At 59.1% G+C, this 16320-nt stretch carries 13 protein-coding genes; 6 read left to right on the top strand and 7 right to left on the bottom strand.

The features are described from left to right. From KF767_13550 to KF767_13535, 4 genes are all read left to right on the top strand, one after another. Window positions 1-640: serine/threonine-protein phosphatase (locus KF767_13550; GenBank protein ID MBX3018910.1), on the top strand; the 640-nt coding region annotated here is incomplete at its 5' end. Then, window positions 637-1485, top strand: a complete 849-nt coding sequence (locus KF767_13545; GenBank protein MBX3018909.1) for a hypothetical protein — start codon at window positions 637-639, stop codon at window positions 1483-1485. The genes KF767_13550 and KF767_13545, both read left to right, overlap by 4 nt. Next, the gene (locus KF767_13540; GenBank protein ID MBX3018908.1) at window positions 1478-1948 is read left to right on the top strand and encodes a hypothetical protein; all 471 of its coding nucleotides are present in this window, start codon (window positions 1478-1480) and stop codon (window positions 1946-1948) included. The genes KF767_13545 and KF767_13540 overlap by 8 nt, the downstream gene beginning before the upstream one ends. Before the next feature lie 71 nt (window positions 1949-2019). Further along, window positions 2020-3951, top strand: coding sequence for a response regulator (locus KF767_13535; protein MBX3018907.1), 1932 nt, complete (start codon window positions 2020-2022; stop codon window positions 3949-3951). Between the two features lie 48 nt (window positions 3952-3999). On the opposite strand, the gene KF767_13530 is transcribed toward KF767_13535, so the two are convergent. From KF767_13530 to KF767_13515, 4 genes are all read right to left on the bottom strand, one after another. Further along, window positions 4000-5823, bottom strand: coding sequence for a hypothetical protein (locus KF767_13530; GenBank protein ID MBX3018906.1), 1824 nt, complete (start codon window positions 5821-5823; stop codon window positions 4000-4002). A gap of 13 nt (window positions 5824-5836) precedes the next feature. Next, the gene (locus KF767_13525; GenBank protein ID MBX3018905.1) at window positions 5837-6301 is read right to left on the bottom strand and encodes a hypothetical protein; all 465 of its coding nucleotides are present in this window, start codon (window positions 6299-6301) and stop codon (window positions 5837-5839) included. 73 nt (window positions 6302-6374) lie between these two features. Then, entirely contained in the window at window positions 6375-7139 is a 765-nt protein-coding gene (locus KF767_13520) for an endonuclease/exonuclease/phosphatase family protein (GenBank protein MBX3018904.1), read from the bottom strand. 33 nt (window positions 7140-7172) lie between these two features. After that, window positions 7173-8378, bottom strand: coding sequence for a phosphatidylserine/phosphatidylglycerophosphate/cardiolipin synthase family protein (locus tag KF767_13515; protein ID MBX3018903.1), 1206 nt, complete (start codon window positions 8376-8378; stop codon window positions 7173-7175). Window positions 8379-8458: 80 nt separating this feature from the next. Here KF767_13515 and KF767_13510 point away from each other — a divergent pair, with 80 nt between their 5' ends. Next, window positions 8459-9157 (top strand): hypothetical protein, encoded by a 699-nt coding sequence (locus KF767_13510; protein ID MBX3018902.1) that lies wholly within the window; start codon window positions 8459-8461, stop codon window positions 9155-9157. Between the two features lie 10 nt (window positions 9158-9167). Here KF767_13510 and KF767_13505 read toward each other — a convergent pair whose 3' ends face one another. Further along, the gene (locus tag KF767_13505) at window positions 9168-10481 is read right to left on the bottom strand and encodes a hypothetical protein (GenBank protein ID MBX3018901.1); all 1314 of its coding nucleotides are present in this window, start codon (window positions 10479-10481) and stop codon (window positions 9168-9170) included. A 113-nt stretch (window positions 10482-10594) separates the two neighbouring features. Between KF767_13505 and KF767_13500 the strand changes: the two genes are divergently transcribed. Next, complete coding sequence (locus KF767_13500; GenBank protein MBX3018900.1) at window positions 10595-11335, top strand: Fe3+-siderophores ABC transporter protein; 741 nt, start codon at window positions 10595-10597, stop codon at window positions 11333-11335. An 85-nt stretch (window positions 11336-11420) separates the two neighbouring features. On the opposite strand, the gene KF767_13495 is transcribed toward KF767_13500, so the two are convergent. Together KF767_13495 and KF767_13490 are read right to left on the bottom strand one after the other, a co-directional pair. Continuing rightward, a complete protein-coding gene (locus tag KF767_13495) occupies window positions 11421-14858 on the bottom strand; it encodes a hypothetical protein (protein ID MBX3018899.1) in 3438 nt (1145 codons plus the stop codon). Further along, on the bottom strand, window positions 14845-16212 hold the full coding sequence (locus KF767_13490; GenBank protein ID MBX3018898.1) for a hypothetical protein: 1368 nt from the start codon (window positions 16210-16212) through the stop codon (window positions 14845-14847). The genes KF767_13495 and KF767_13490 overlap by 14 nt, the downstream gene beginning before the upstream one ends. Window positions 16213-16320: the final 108 nt, after the last annotated feature.

The raw sequence follows: 16320 nt of genomic DNA, 5'->3' as shown, positions 1-16320 counted from the left end.
CGGCGACTGGTGGCACTACAACTGGGTGAACGGAAAAGTCTTTTTGTGGATCGGCGATGCGACCGGGCACGGGGCGCCGGCGGCGCTGATCACGAGTGCCGCGAAGTCCGCGTCGACGATCATCGAGAATCTGCGCGTGGACCCCGCGACGGCGCTGGATCTGCTGAACCGCTCGATTTACGATATTTCCAAAGGGAAGATCATGATGACGTTCTTCCTGGCGTGTTACGACCCGAAAACGCGGGTGCTGAGCTACGCGAACGCCAGTCACGAAGCGCCTTACCTGATCCGCAAGAATGAAAATCCGCCGAAAAAGCGCGATTTGATCCCGTTGAACGACGTGAACAATCCGCGTCTGGGCCAATCGCGTGAAACCCGCTACCAGCAAACGCAAATCGAGCTGGGTGAAGGTGACCGCATCTTGTTCTACACGGACGGGATTCCGGACATTCAGAATCCGAAAAAAGAAGCTTGGGGCGAACGCGAGTTCATCAAATCGATTTTGGCCTCGAACAAAGACTACGCGCCCATCGATGAGTCGGTGGCGCGGTTGACGAAAAGTTTCACCCAGCACCGCCAGCAGGCGCCGTTGATCGATGACATCACGTTCTTCATGGCCGAAGTGCGGAGCCCGCAGTGACCAGAATCGAATGGCCCAGCGCCTTACCCGCGTATTTGAACCCGGTACCCGCGGACATGCCGTTGGGCTGCGCGGTTCATCACACGCTGTGGGCCGACAAAGGCGCGTCCGACAAAGTCTGCATCGGTGAGAACCTGGCCGCGGCCGAAGTCGTGCGTTTGGTCGCGGGTCCGGATTGCAAAAGCCTGATTCAGTACAACGCCGATTGGTTTCACCGTGACTTGAAAAGTTCGTTGGAAATTCGCGGGAACGCCGGCGTTTACTTCGCCGAGGCGGGGCGCCAGCTTTTGGGCGGCGTGGAGCAAAGTTGGTCTTGGGAGTTCGCTCGTCGCGATGAAAAGTACATTTTGAAAGATCGGTTGTTGACGGTCGCGCACGGCACGGAAGCGATGCGTGAGTCATTAAGCCTGATCTTTGAAGAGTTGTTTATGAACGCGATCATCGACGCTCCACGCGAGGCCGAGAAACGCGGCGTCGGGTCGACGGCGGGAGCGTCATCGGTCATGACGCTGACGAAGTTCGGCAATCGCGTCTGCTTGTCGTGCCGGGATCCCTATGGCACGCTGAAGATTCCCAAGTTCGTGGGACGGATGGATCAGGTTTATTCGCAAGGCGCGGGTAACGTGATCAATCTGCACAGTGAACGGGGGGGCGCGGGGTTAGGCTGCGTTCTGTTGTTCGAGCACAGCACCGTCCTCGCTCTCGGTGTCGAAGATACGAATCGCACCGTCGTCAGCTGCGTGTTGCCGACCGGGCTCAATCATCGTCAGAAGGACGCCGTTCGTAAGGGTTTACATTGGATTGAAACGGGGACCGGAACGGTTCCAGGAGAAACGCATGAGTAACTTCAATATCCAGATTGAAAAAGCGGGCGCGACTTGGAAGGTCCGTGTGGCCGGTAACATCGACGAGGACGTCGATTTCACGCCTTATATGTTGAATGGCCCGGGAAAAGTGGAGTTCTTCCTTGCGAACGTGAAGAGCATCAACTCTTGCGGGATCCGCGAATGGATCAAGTGGGTGAACACCGCGGGTCCTGCCGAGGTCCTGTATCACGAATGCCCGAAAATCATCGTCGATCAGATCAATATGGTGCAGGGCTTTCTGCCGGCGTCGGGGCAGGTGGTTTCATTCTTCGTTCCTTACTACTCCGAGGAAAGCGGCTCGGAGAAAGCGGTGCTTTTCCGGACCGGACAAGAGTTCGACAATAACGGGGGCCTGCGCCCGCCCATGGTCAAGGACGAGTCCAACCACGAAATGGAAATGGACGTTGTCGAGGCCAAGTACTTCAAGTTCCTGAAAAAGTAGGGGATTTTCCCGGACCGGAAACCTCAGTTTTCTGCGCCCGATGACCGATAGGTATGGACGTAGGAGTGGGTGTGGCGAGTCAGGGTCCCGTGGTACTTATTCTTGAAGACGATGATTCGCTGTGCACGGCGCTCGTCTCGTTCCTGAAGAAAAAGGGAATCGAGGCCGTCGCCACCGCGAATGCCGAAGAGGCACGCCGTCTTCTCCGCGCGAACCGTATCCAAGTCATGATGGTCGACTGCCTCTTGCCCGGCGAGAACGGTGTCGACTTCGTGCAAAGCCTGCGCAAGGAATTTCCGCCCACGCTCCTCGATGTCGTGTTGATGAGCGGAATTTTCATCGAGCCCCAATTCATCAAAGATTCGATCCGCCAGACGCAGTCTTCGGCGTTTCTGAAAAAACCCTTCGAGCTCGATGACTTGCTCCCGTACCTGTCGAAGCTCAACGTGCAGACGGAAGCCGCTTCCCCCCGCAAGACGCTTTACCAAGCTTTCGGGAATAGCGCGCTCACGGACCGCGATAAAAAGAAGATCTTGGAGAGCCTGGACGACATCCACGGTTTCGATCTTCCGTTCATCTACAATTTTCTCATCCATTCGAAAATTTCGGGTCACCTGAACGTCGTCGACGAGCGCGAGAACGTTTTCGGCATCACCTTCGCGGACGGCGTGATCGTCGGCGTGGATCTGGCCGATCGCGATACTTTCCTGGGTAAACTTCTGATCGAATCGGGTTATATCCTGCCCGAGGATCTCGAGCTCGTACTGAACATGAAGAGCTCAAAACGGATCGGTGAAAAACTGATCCACAATCATCTGCTGAGCCCGCACGGTTTCGAGATCGTCCTGGCCAACCAGATGTCCATCCGGCTTTCGCGCACGATCTTGGATTCACCGGTGAAGGTGAACTTCGTGGCCAGCGAAATCGAGATGATGACTCCCCACGTGGACGGTGAACGTCTTGAGCGTTTCATTCACGACTGGGTCGCGGCGAAGCTGACCGCGGAATGGCTGAAAGCGCATTTCACGCCTTTCGGTAATTCGATGGTCCAAAAGGGGCCGGAGTTTCGTTTGCAGCATCCTTCCTTCATGATGCCGCTGGTTTCGAATCTTGAACGTCTGGTGGACGTGCTTTTGACGGGCGCGACCTTGAACGAAATCCTCGACAAGCGGATCTATCCCGAAGAAACGTTGCTGAAGGCGCTGCACTTTTTGATGTGCACGGGAACGCTGGTCTTGCGTGAGCGCCCGCGTGTGCGCAACGTGGAAGATCAGAAGAAGCATTTGAAGAACATCCATCACCAGCTGGCGGGTAAAAATACCGTCGAAGCTTACGAGTTGATGGTGCGGATGACCACGTCCAATGAGCAGAACCCCGATCTGGTTTTCCAAGAGTTCGTGGCGCTTTTGGGCGCGCCGCCCAGCTCGGCCCAGCGGGATCAGGTTTCGATTTATAACGACATTAAGAATGTCGCGAAGGCCGCGTTCGACGCCGTGAAGTCGGGATCGCACGCGAAGATCAAAGATGAGCTCATGCGCGACGATATGGAGAAGAAGCTGAAGGCTTCGCAGTTCTTCGATCAGGCGCGCGGCATGCTCGAAAAATCGCAATTCGGCGCGGCGCTTTCGGCGCTCGAGAAGGTCGAAAAGCTGGATCCCAAATTCGATAAGATCCGTTTGCACTTGGTGTGGGCGCGGCTGGGAAATATCGACAACTCACCCAACAAGTCCGCCGGTTTCAAGACGGTGGATAACGATTTGATGATGGTCGAACCCGAAGACAAATTCGACGCGCTTTACAGCTTCGTGATGGGGCTGTACGCCAAAGCGCGTGGCGACTATCCGGGCGCGAAGCGCAGCTTCGAAAAAGCCGTGGCGATGGACTCCGGTCTGATCGCGGCTCGCCGTGAGCTGGCCGTCATCGCCACGCTCAACAAACCCAAGCAAGACGTTTTCAATCAAGATCTGAAGACGCTCGTGGGTTCTCTTTTTAAGAAAAAGTAGCCGCTCACTTCTTGAAACGCGACGCGTTTCAAGAAGTGAGCGGCGACCTCAGAACTGCCACTTCAGGCCGCCCTGAAGTTCGACGCGGCTGAACGATTCGCTGATGCCCGCGCTTTCGGCTTTCAGTTGGCCGATCTCGAGACCCCAGAAATAGAAGCGGCGCCCGCCGTGCGGATACAGGAATTCCGTGCGCAGGAAGATTTCGCTCGCGATTTTGGGTTCGCTGCCGAGGCCGACGGTGAAAACCCCCAGCTCCGTCTGGTTCCAGGTTCCCAGCAGGCGGTAGGGCATCTTGAGCTGCGAGAATCCGCCGATCTGCAACCCCATCGTCGATCCCGTTTTGAACGAGTACTGTTCGGGCGCGAGCATCAGTCCCCAGGCGTTATCGAGGAAATTGTAGTGATCGGGGATCGAGTAGTAGATCGGCAGCCGTGCGCGCGACGTGGGGCCGACGTCCTTTTTCCATTCCGAGATGAACTGCTGGTAATCCAGGCCGAAGCCCAAGTTCTGGTTGCTCATCCAGCCGCGCAGGTGCAGGCGGGCGTCGAACGGCAGCGCCAACGCCGCCGTGAAATCCCAGCGCGGGTGGCGGACGATGTCCCAGGCGGCCGAGAACTTGCGACCGTCCTGTTGTACGGTCAGAAAGCGGCGGTTTTTGTTCGCGTCCGAAAGGTTGAGGAGCGTCCACGAAAGGCGATCTTCGTTGTCCTCGATCTGACCATTTTCGTCGCCGGCTTCGATCTTCATCGACGGGTTCTTTTTCAGATCGATGGTGACCGAGCTCGCGTAAGTCGAAATCGGCAGGCGATCGATCACGTCGACCCGCATGGATTGGTCACGGACGGCGCCGTCGATGACGAATTCTTGGCGCATGGGGATATCGCCTTCGCCGCGCAGATAGACCACGGGGCGGCTGAGCGCGATCTCGGTACGCCACGAGCCGTCGGCCAGCTTCACGAAGCGGTGGCCCGCGGCGGGCTCGGCGCCGTAACCGGTCAGCATCAAACGCCCGCGGGCGTCGTTCGAAGCGATGTCGCGGAACTCCACTTCCTTCATGCGGGTGTCGACGTCCAAGGTCGCACCCGACAGCAAGAGCACGCGCATCGAGATCACGTCCGACATCGAAGTCAGGAAGATGACCCCTTGCGGATCGACTTTCGTGCCGTTGATGTTCACGAAGGACTCTTGGCGAAGGGAGTCGCGGGTCCGAATCTCCAGACGTCCTTTCGCGACCTGCACGAAGAAGTCCTTCGAGCAAAGCGAGATCCGCGTCGGCAGCTCCGCCTTCTGCACGCAAATTTGGAAGTAAGGGACGAACTGCAGGCCGCGGAAGACGGACTCGGGCAGAACGTCGCCCTCAAGCTCGGCCAGGTTCTGATTGATCCCGTCGACTTTGCGCTGACGGAATTTGACCGTTTGTTTGTCGATGGGGTGAATCCAGATCGCTTTGCCGATGTTGTCGCGAATCGAAATCTCGCCTTCGGCCAGAAGCCCGGCGGGCCATTTCAGTTTCAGGCGGAACTTTTCTTCGCTTTCGCCGCGGCCCACGCGGAATTCGAACAGACGGGCGTCGAACAACACGTTACCGACGCGGAACTTGTCCTTGTCGACGAGCTCGTACTCGAAACGTTGCGGCAGGATCTTCACGTTCGTTTTGTCGATCGGGAAGAAAAGACTCAGTTCGGTATTGGGCTTTTCGCGGACCCTTTTACGGGCGACGCCGGTGGGGGGAACCGAAGGCGCGACGCCCGAGGGCGGCAGAGGAGCTTCGGCCGCGGGCACGTCGCCTTCTTGCGCGAACGCAAAATCGGGAGCGACGAATAGAAAGAGTCCCACGAGGCCGAGAAGGCCGCGGCTGATCTGAGCGCGCATTGGAAAAATTGTCTCATCCCGCTAGGCGGAGATCAATATCGAGGGCGGGGTCGAAGGTCGCGAATGAGAGCACGCCTTGGTCCTGAAGTTCACGAATATTGGTGAAGAGTCGGTTCAGGGCGACGCTTTTCTCGTCACGCGTGAAGCGACGTTCACGGAAAAGCTGATCGACTTCCTTCTGCAGGCGACCCGGAACGCAGGCCTGAAGTTTGGGGACGTAAGACGGTGCCGCCATTTGCAAAAGGGGCGTGAGCAGGCTCGCGGGCATTTGATCGAAAACCTTCTCCAGCACGGGTTCCGGCCAAGCGGCGACTTTTTCGAAGGACAGCGATTTCACGGAAACCATATGGGCCCAGCCCGGATCTTCTTTCGCGATCAGGCTCAAAAGCTGACGGCGTTTCTCGGGCTCGCTGGTCTCGATGAGCTTCACGAGCTGCAAAAGGCCTTTGGGTTTTCGAAAACGCGCGAGGGTCGACATCGATGACTTATCGGTCATTCGCGTCGGGGGCTGCACCCGCCGAAAGGCCAGGCGTGGCGAGGAGGAAGACGGGCTAACCCGGCAGCTCGAACTCCACGAAGAGCGGTAAGTGATCGGAAAGTTCGATCCAGGGAAGCGCGTTCAGGACCGAGGTCGAGGTGATCGTCAACCCCCGCATGTAGATGCGGTCCAGGGTCATCAGGGGAAAGTGGCTGGGGAAACTGCGCGCGTGTTCGCCCCGATGGGTCAGGAAGCTTTCGCGAAGTTCGAGTCCTTGCGAGAACAGCGGCGAAAGCGAGCCCTGCCAGTCGTTGAAATCGCCGGCCAGGATCAGCGGTGATTCCGCCGCCACGCGGGTTTTCGCCCAAGTGATGATTCGCTGAGTTTGGATGAGGCGTGACGAGTGCAAGAGGTTCAAATGCGTGTTCAGGACATCCAATCGCGTTTCGGGATAACCGTCCTCGGCGGGCAGATGCAGTTGACAGTGCAGCAGACCGCGCTGCTCGAAGCGGTTTGTACTCAGCGAGATATTTTCGGACATCAAGATCGGATATTTGGAAAGCAGCGCATTCCCGTGATGGCGCTCGGGGAAGACCGCGTTCTGACCGTATTTGTAGTGCGGCCAAATGGTGTCCGCCAAAAACTCGAATTGCGCCTCGGACGGCCAATTCGTGATGTTCGACGCGAATTTTTGATTCTGCCCGACGACCTCTTGCAGAAAGCAAAGATCCGCGCCGGTTTCACGGATCGCCTCTTTGATCCGGTGGAGCGTGAAGCGATTGAAGGTGCAAAAACCTTTATGGATGTTGTAGCTGATCACTCGAATCCGGCGGCCCACACGTTCCCCTGGAGCCTGGTTTTGGGATAGGCTCTACATCCAATAGCGTACGAGATAAACCAGGCGTCCGACAAGGCGGCGCAGGGCGCTGTCCGAGTCGAGATCCCTGAGCGTCAAGGCCTGGGACGAACGCACGTCCAGGTCCCATTGTGCCACGAGGGGCTCGACGTGCTCCGGTTGCGCGAACGTGACGTCGACTTCCAGATCGTGAATCAGCGAGCGGTAATTCAAGTTGTGCGAGCCCACCATCGCCCAGTCGTCGATGACCATGGTTTTCGCGTGCAGGACGACGGGTTCATATTCGAAGACATGAACGCCGTCCCGAATCAGTTTGCGCAGCATCGTGCGGCCGGCTTCGCGCACCATCCAGACGTCGGTCTTCGCGGGCAAAACGAGTCCCACGAATACCCCGCGGCGCGCGGCCGCGCGCAGGATACGTAAGAGTGACGGCCGCGGCAAAAAGTACGCATTCGTGATCAGAATGCGGCGTTCGGCTTTGCGTAGACGTTTGCGGAGATCGCGCGTGATGCGCATGCGGCGACGAAGCGTATCGTTCAGGCGAAAAATTCCCAGCGGGGGCCGGCGTTCGCGACGAATCCGGCGGCGAAAGCGCCAGCGGGGTTGATCGAGATCGCGCGACCGGATCCAGGCGCGCTGGAAGGCGGCGATCAGCGGTTTCAGCGTCGGCAGGGTCGCCGTCAGGCGCACGCCCGTGTCGCGCCACGCCCGTTCCTTCACCGCACGGGCCGAGTGGACGTCGGTCACGTTGAAACTTCCCAGAAAAGCCATACGCGCATCGACGATGACGGTTTTGCGGTGATTGCGTTTGTTGGCATAAAACAAAAGCGTCATCAGACGCGTGAAAAAGGCGCGCATCTTCCGGCTGAGCGGCGCCTTCTCGGGACGGAACATCAAACGCGAGAAGAACAGCGGCGGGTGGTACACGCGGAAGTCGATCCGTGCCTTCTCGCAGGAGGCTTGCAGACGCTCGATCGCCGAAATCGAACCCACGCCATCGACCATCAAATGCACGTCGACTTTCCGTTCGCGTGCGGCCGCGAGCGCTTGAATCAGGCGCTGTCCGATCTGGTCCCAATCGTAAATGTAAACCTCGACCAGAATCTCTTCGTTCGCTTGTTCGATGGCCTCGATGACGGCGTCGAAATAGGCGTCGCCGGTGAAGAAAAAACGGACATCGTTGAGCGGGAAGACGGTCGTCGTGGAGTTCACAGGATGCATCTAATTTATCCACTGTGACATCCGGGGTCAAACCGCAGGAATTCTTGCGCCGGACCCTTTGGATTTCCGACAATGAAGGGATGAACGCCATCGCCAACAAGACCTTGTTCGCCGCCCTGACCCTGATCGGATTTTGGGCGCCCCCTATTTCGGCCGCGACCCCTTCGGTGCTTGCCGTGATCGATCCCGTTCCTAAAGCGGAGTTCGAGTCGGTTCGCAAAAGCCAGATTCAACAACAGTTACGTGCCTGCTCGGGCTGCCAGATCTTGAACCTGACCCCTTATGATTCCGCGGGCAATTTCGATCCCTCGGGACTTTCGCGCCAATTGAACAACGTGCCCCGTGAAAACGCGGTCGTCGTCGTTTTGTGGAACAAAAGATTTGAGCCCAACGCCGACAAAGGCGTCGTGGAGCAGATCAAGGGGCTGGCCAGCCAGGGCGTTCTTTTCGTCGCGACGGCGGGCAAACCCGAACCTCGCGGCGCGACCCTGGGCCTGCGCCGCACGCTCTGGGGACAAACCCCCCAGGTCGTCATCATCGGCGAGTTGACCGAGCGCGAACGCCTGCTCCCGGGCACCTTCTTCGGGCCCGAAATGCTGACCGCGATCCGTCCACCCTCCGAGGTCATGGGGCAAGACGTTGCCGCCCTGATGTTCTCGGCCCGCCTGGTGAGCCAGCTCAAAGAAAAGAAGAGCACCGAGTGGGTCGACTTCCTACGCAATAAAAAAGCCACATCCAAGCGGATGTGGCCGTCCATCGACGAATTCTTCGGCCGGTGATCGCTGTGCCTTAGGTGCGCACAGCCCACTTTGCGACGAGGTCGTGGTTGATCCAGGAGACCGGTTGTTGCGGGGCTGCGGCGTCGGCGAGCATGGCTTCGCCGCAGGCGTCGAAGACCTCTTCGCTGAGGACCGCGGTCATCAGATTCTTGTCACTGATGTGGGCGCCGATGATGCGCTCGCTGGTCGCGAGCAGCGTTTCCATTTGTTTGGCGGTATTGTGCTGGGGCCACAGGTCGAGCTCGCTCTGGGCTTGGACTTCGGGCGCCGACAGGCACTCTTCGCACCAGCGCAGAACGTCCGCGATCTTCACTTCGGGTTTCAAAAGCGCCTGGCAATCGTCCCACAGTTTTTTGGTTTTCGCGGACGAGGGGCCTTCGTGTTTCAGCGCTTTCAAAAGCGGGTAGAGCGGCACTTCCACGCCCTGGAAAATGCTCGAGGAGTTCGTCAGGATCTCGGGGCAGTTGTAGACCGCCGCTTTGATGCCGCGTTGGAAGGCGTCTTTCGCGACATTCTCCAATTGGATTTTCGCCCAGCCCTGCAGGTACGGCGCGTAGCTTTGCCATTGGTACTCGTTTTTAATCATGACTTCGGTGCCGTGGTAGCCGTAGCCCGAATAGCTGACGTGGCGACCGCTTTTTTCAAGTTTCGAGCGCAAAGCCGCGCTTTCGTCGATCAGAATTTTGAAAGTGTCCGCCGAAACCGCCAGGAAGCTTTCGCGCGCGACTTCGCCTAAGCCCGATTTCCAGAAGGTCTCGCTTTGCAGGTAGCGATCGCCCGTGCCCTTGAAGACGCGGTTCATGAGCGGCATCACGATGCGCGCGCGGGGCACGCCGCCGGCCATCAGATGCGCGAAGTGAACGTTCGCCTCGGCGGGGAGCAGGGGCTCCAAAGTCGCCAGGTAGGTGCGGACCTGCGTGGCGAAACGATTCGCGCCTTTTTCTTTCGCCTCGAGAAGCTGCGCGTGGGGCACTTTGAAGTTTTCCCAATCGGTCAGCTTCACGTCCTTCATCATCTCGATGATCGTCTGACCGCTCGAGAGCATTTCCATGTCGAAGCCCGCCTCGAGCGGAACGTTCACGAGGGGTTGGGTTTGCGTCGCGAGTTCGTCCGCGTTCAGGGGACGCAAGGTGCCGTCTTTTTCGCGACGACCGACGGTGCCGCGGATGACCGTCATGCCCCGGCGTTCCGCCGCCTCGACAAGACCGTTCGCGTAGCCGCGATTGAAGAGCTCGCCGAACAGGACAAGGACGTCGCCCTTTTTCCAAGTCGTTGTCGCCGGAATTTCACGAAGGGAAGGGACGCGATGTGACAACTGCGACATTTGATCTCCTTTGATCGAGGCGTCCAAGACTTTTTCAGAGGGGGTTTTGGGTCAAGTAAAAAGGGGCTTCCAGGGGGCGTCACAATGGGTCACGATGGGGGAAGATGCGTGTGGTGAGCCTCGTCCCTTCATTGACGGAAACTTTGGCCGAGTGTGGCGTGAATCTCGTCGGGCGCACGCGCTTTTGCGTGCATCCGGAAGCGGCGATGAAGGCCATTCCGGCCCTCGGCGGCACGAAGGATCTCGACGAAGCGAAACTCGCCCTTCTGCAGCCGGATTTACTCGTCGTCGACCGCGAAGAGAATCTGCCGTGGATGGCCGAGCGCGCGCCCTGCCGGGTCTTCGTCAGCCATGCGGTTTCGGTCGACGGCATGGGCGCGGAGCTCCGCCGTTTGGCCGCCGAGTTCGCGGCCGCGGACGCCTCGCGCGCCGCGCTCGAAGATCTCGCCCGTCGTTACGAAACGGTGGCGGCGGCCCCGAACGCGCGCTGGGACGACGCCCGGATTCCGGGCACGATCGAAACCTTGCAGGCGGGGGACGCCACACGTTTGGAATACATCATTTGGAAAAAACCATGGATGAAGATCGGCCCGGGCACCTACATCCACTCGGTCCTTATGAAGCTGGGGGCGGACGCCAGGCTTCCCGACACGGGGGACAAATATCCGAAATTCGAGATGAATGAACTCCCCGCAGGAACGCGGCTTCTGTTCAGCTCCGAGCCTTTCCCTTTCGCGAAGGTGAAAGAGGAACTCCGCACGTTGGGGCGACCGGCGGTGCTCGTGGACGGAGAGGGCTATTCGTGGTTCGGGATTCGTGGTCTGCGCTTTCTGGAAAGCGCGCTCCGGAAATGAAAAAAGCCCCGTTGTCGGGGCTTCAAAGACCAGCCCCGTTGTCGGGGCTTTGAATCACTTCAAGGGACGTCCTCTCAGGGACGCGCTACTTCAAAGGCCGAACGGTCGAGTAGACTCCGGGCAGGGCCCGTGAGCCGCGCAGGAAAGCCTCACGCAGCTTCGTCGTATCCAGCTGACGGACCTGCAGCTCACGCTGGAAGCTCGTCGGAATCTTGTCCGAGTAGGTCACGCGCGCCATGAAGGCGGTCATGTCGTTCACGCCGCGCATGGTGGCGAACAGGCCCTCGACGCTCGCACGGCTTTTCTCGTCGCCCAACATCCCGACGGGCGTGGACGGACGAACCATGTAGAACGATTCGGTGAATTCCACCGCGCGGCCCATGTTCTTACCTTCGCAGATGAGAAGCCCTTTTTGACGTGCGGCCCAGCGCTCACGATCGGTGAGCTCGGGGTGCAGGTACTTCGCGTAGATCGAGCGCTTCTCGGTGAACGTCCAACCCCAGAAGCCCGGATCTTCGCGATCAAACAGGATCGGGTTCACGCGCACCATCACGCAGCGCTCGGCGTCCTGCGCCTTCACTTTGAACTGCAGCGTCTCCATCACGAGGGACATGTCCTGCGAGAAGCTGACCGAGTTCGACTGGCCGAGGTTTTCGCTGGAGCCGATCTGGTAGCCGCCGCCGACGCCGATACCCAGGAATTTCGAAATGCCCAGTTCGACTTGTCCTTCGAGCGCGTAGCCGTCATGCACGCCGTACGAGCGCGATAACGAGAACGAGTTGCCGACCGAGAACGAGCGCGGATCCACGCGTTCGGGAACGACTTCCACCGCGCACTGTTGCACGCCGTCTTCGTTACGGGCGCAGCTTTCGCGGCCCTGCAGACGGGGGTTCTTCACCAGGTACTGGAACTCGATATCGAAGGCTTCCGACTGCGCGGTATCGAAAAGCTTCACGCAATCCGCTTGCAGGTCGTACAGGCGCGAAACGCGTTCGCCTTCGTCCTTCGCGTCGAGCAGACCATGCTGTTTACCGGCCAGGTTTTGCGTCCATTGCTCGCGGAAGATGTAACCGCACATCTTCACCGCGAGCGTGCGGTCCATCTTTCCCGTTTCCAGGAAGGACTTCATCAGCTCGGGCGCAACGGGGGGCTGCTCTTCGTTCCGACGCGTGGGCACCAGATTCGGCAAAGAAGCACTCAGCTTCTTGCGGAACGCCAAGCTCTGATCTTCCCGGGACAGATCGACCAGATCCAAACCGTTCAGACGCGCGATGATCTCTTTTTTCGAGGACTTCACCTGCGAAGCGCTGATTTCGGCTTGGGCGCGCAGGAAGGGGCGCTCCAGCTCGAGGACCAGCGATTTGCCGACGTAGTTTTCAAGCTTCCGCAGACCGCCGCCTTCACCGCGGTGGATGAACTGCGCCGCGAACGGCACGGTTTGGATCGCGTGGTTGTAGTCGACGAACTTCTCGAGCTCGCGGCCTTTCACGTCGGGCGCGAGCGCCAGATCTTCACGCAAAGGCATGATCTCCAGCACGAACTGGTTCAGCAGATTCAGCGAGATCAAAGACTCCGTCGGCAGCGAGAAGCGGACCTGATCGATGATCTGACCGTCTTCACGAACCGAGATGACCGTGCGGTCGACCGCGTAGATGCGATCCTTCAAAGCGCCCGCGTTCGAAAAGTCCTGCACGGACTGATCGACCAGGGCGTAACGGAGCAGGTACTTGCCGGCGGGCAAGTTCTCGGTCACGTAACCGGTCGAGGTGTCGAAAGCCGCGCGGTAAAGCTGCGGGCGGACCGCGATGTTCGCCTGACGCTTCTGGTTCAGGTTCATCTGCTCGTCGAGCGAGTATTGGTAACGCGTTCCCGACGCTTCCATGAAGTAGCTGTCGAGCAAGATCTGGGACGGACGGTTCGCGCAACGCGCGATGCGGTCGCTCGTCGGCAACCAACGGACGTCCTTGAACCACTGCGAACCGCGGCTCCAGGGGTTGATCTGGATTTTGAACTCTTCGTTGAAGCCGTAGTCTTTGTTTTCCAGACGCACGGACTTTTCGAACCAGCACTCGTTCGCGTAGTGGTTGTAGGTCATGGAATCTTCGAATTCCAAGCAACCGTCATCGAGCGTGGTGACCGCCGTCGATTGACCGTTCACCTTGTGCACATTGAAGGTCACCGAACGCATCGCCTGCTGGTCGATCCCCAGACGGACGCAGGCGCGCACGCGGTAGGTGAGGGTCCGCATCTTCTGGTACTGGTTCTGAAACCCGTAGGTCATCCCTTGCAGCTCGCGAACTTCCACGCGGAAGCGTTGAAGCAGATCCGAACCCTCCGGATCGGGATTCTGCGCGCCGGGAGTGATGACGCCCGAAGGACCGACGACGGGATCGCGTTGCCCCACGGGACCGCCCGCCAGTGTCGGTTCACCGTTCATGCCCGGAAGGGGCTTCGTCCCGTTCCGGTAGATCGCTTTGCCTTCCGACAGGAAGCGGTCGATCGTGTAGGTCTTGTCTTTCATGAAGCGGTCCATGAAAGTTCCGTCCGGTGCCGAGAACATCGGGCCGACCATATTCTGTGCGGGACCACCGTGGTACAGACCGTGGAAGGGCGCGAGCAGTGCGGGACCGTTTTCGATCGTGACGCTGACTCCGGCCATCAAGAAGGACGTGGTCGGGCAGAACTCGGTCAGCGTGAACTTCGAATTCAAGAAGACCTTGTTCCCGTTCACGACTTCCGCTTTGACGTGATCCATCTGCGCGATCACGACGCGCATGGGATCGCGGCCATCCGGGTGCATGGTGCAGATCAAACGGATGCGACCGTCGACTTTACCGTAAGCGACGGGAATCAGCTGGCGCTCTTTGCGCTCGTCCATACGCTCCATCAAAAGCGTGGCCGAGACTTCCAAGATGTACGAGCCCTTTTGGCCCGAGATCTTTTCCTGCATGACGTTCAAACGAACCCAGTCGAGCCACAGCGAGCGACGTTCTTTTTGACCCGTGCCTTGCAGCGAGAGGCTCGCTTTTTCCACGGGAATCGGGTTCTTCACACGCGAATCCAAAGCCGAGTAGATCTTCGCCGACCAGGGGTTGACGATGAACTCCACTTTGCGCTCGCCGGTCTGCACGCCTTCGGGGCGCAGGCTACGGCTGATCGTCACGTACTCTTCATCGGCCAGGTAGTTGAACGGAAGCTCTTCGTCCCAGATCAGGCAGCCCTGCGGGTCGGTGTTGATCGTGACGTCCTTCGCGCCGCCTTGAATGACGAAGCGGTGGTTGATGATTTCGCGCGAACGCGCGCTTTCCTTCAGGCAGGCGGTCAGGGACATCGTTTTCGAAAGCGGCAGCGACACGTTCGGGTGGTTGGTCGTGGTCGTGAACTTCCCGTCGGTATGGGAAACGAAATAGCTGGCCGTATCGTCGATGTCGACGCGCTGGGGTTCGGGCAATTGGCAGGCGGCCAGCGCCATGAGCGCCAGCCCTGAAAGACCTAACTTGATAAAGGCCTTAGAAAGGGACATCGAAAGTCTCCAGCGTCAGATTCATGAAGCGCTCGCGAGCCTGGGAAGTCTTCAAATAGACGACTTCACGCTCGCCACCCAGGGCGCCCACTTTAAACATTTTTTTGTAATGAAAGCTCATGCCCGTCGCGTAACCGATGCGGTTCGTGGTGGTCATCGCGTCGTTGTAGTTCGCGATGGTCGCATCGGGTTCGACCCGGAAATACGAGAACGAGGGCGCGAGCGTCCAGTTTCCGTTCATGACGAATTCGATTTGGTTGCCGAGCAAATATCCGGTGGAAAGCCCCTCGGGGGCTTCGGCGTTACGGATGACGGCGCCCTGGAAGCGGTAGTTCAGGCGACGCGAGATCTGCACGCCCGCACCCAAGCGAGCCTCTTGTCCCTGGAAGCGGTAACGGAATTCATTCTGGGGAGAATTGTCCGCACCGAGCGGCGTATTCCCAAGGTAGGTCGAATCGGTCGAGACGTTCAGGGGCAGATCGCGGAACTGGAAGGTCGCGACTTGGGCGAGCGCCTCGAAGCGTTCGCCTTGATAGCGAACGCGCAAGGCCGCGGAGCTGAAGCTCGGCGTTTTATCGTAGTCTTGCGAATTGTTCGTCAGCGTCGCCGAGCTCGGAACCGCGGCCATGGCCGAAAGGCTCAGCGAGAGCGCGCGAGTTTCGCCGGTGGACAGCATGGCCTTCGCCGCCGGGAAAGTCGAAGCCACCAGAAGCGTGGAGTGCGTTTGGGTCATGTCGAGCGCGCCCGCGGTCAGGGCGAAGTAGTTGCGATCCGAAAACACCGCGGCGGCATTCAAAAGCTCCAGCGAATTTTCGCGACCGTTCGTCGCGCTGGCGGCCTGCACGTGTCCGTTACGGAAGCTCACGCGGGGCTGCACGTTCAGGGCGAACATTTCGGTGAAGTTGTAATCCAGGCCCAGATTCAAGCCGAGGGCCGCTTGGGTTTTCTGATTCGCCAGCGAGTCGCGGATGAACTGACCGCCCAAAGAGAGCGACCACGAAGCGCGGTAGGGGCGTTCGGGCGCGAGCTCGGTGTTCGTCAAAGGCAGCGCCAAGTGGCTTTCGCCCGGAAGCAGGGGACGGCTCGAGCCGACCTCGGCGTTGGCCACGGCGGGATCGGCCGCGCGGCGCGGTTGCGGCGTGGTGTTCGAACGGAAGCCCGAGGTGTGGCCCGAAGAGCGAATTTGCGAAGAGTTCCGGGAGCGAGAGTTGGTGTTGGAGTTCGTGGTGGTCGCGGCTTTCTCGCGGCGGCTGTCCGTGGCCCAAGCGGCGCCGGCCGAGTTGGCCGCGCCGTGCTGAGCCCAAAGGGTCAGCGGCGAGGAGAGCATTATAAATAGAAGACCATAGAGTCTCATGTGACCACCAGTTCGCCTCAAGAACAGATCAAGAAGCGCGCCGGATGACCCCTCTCCGGATTTTTAGCTTTTGGGTGAGTTACCAATGGCGGCGACCGTCTACAAGCG

This window comes from Pseudobdellovibrionaceae bacterium, assembly GCA_019637875.1.
Lineage (GTDB): Bacteria > Bdellovibrionota > Bdellovibrionia > Bdellovibrionales > Bdellovibrionaceae > JAHBUW01.
Note: the sequence above shows the minus strand (reverse complement) of the source record. Positions and strands in the feature narration are given on the sequence as shown.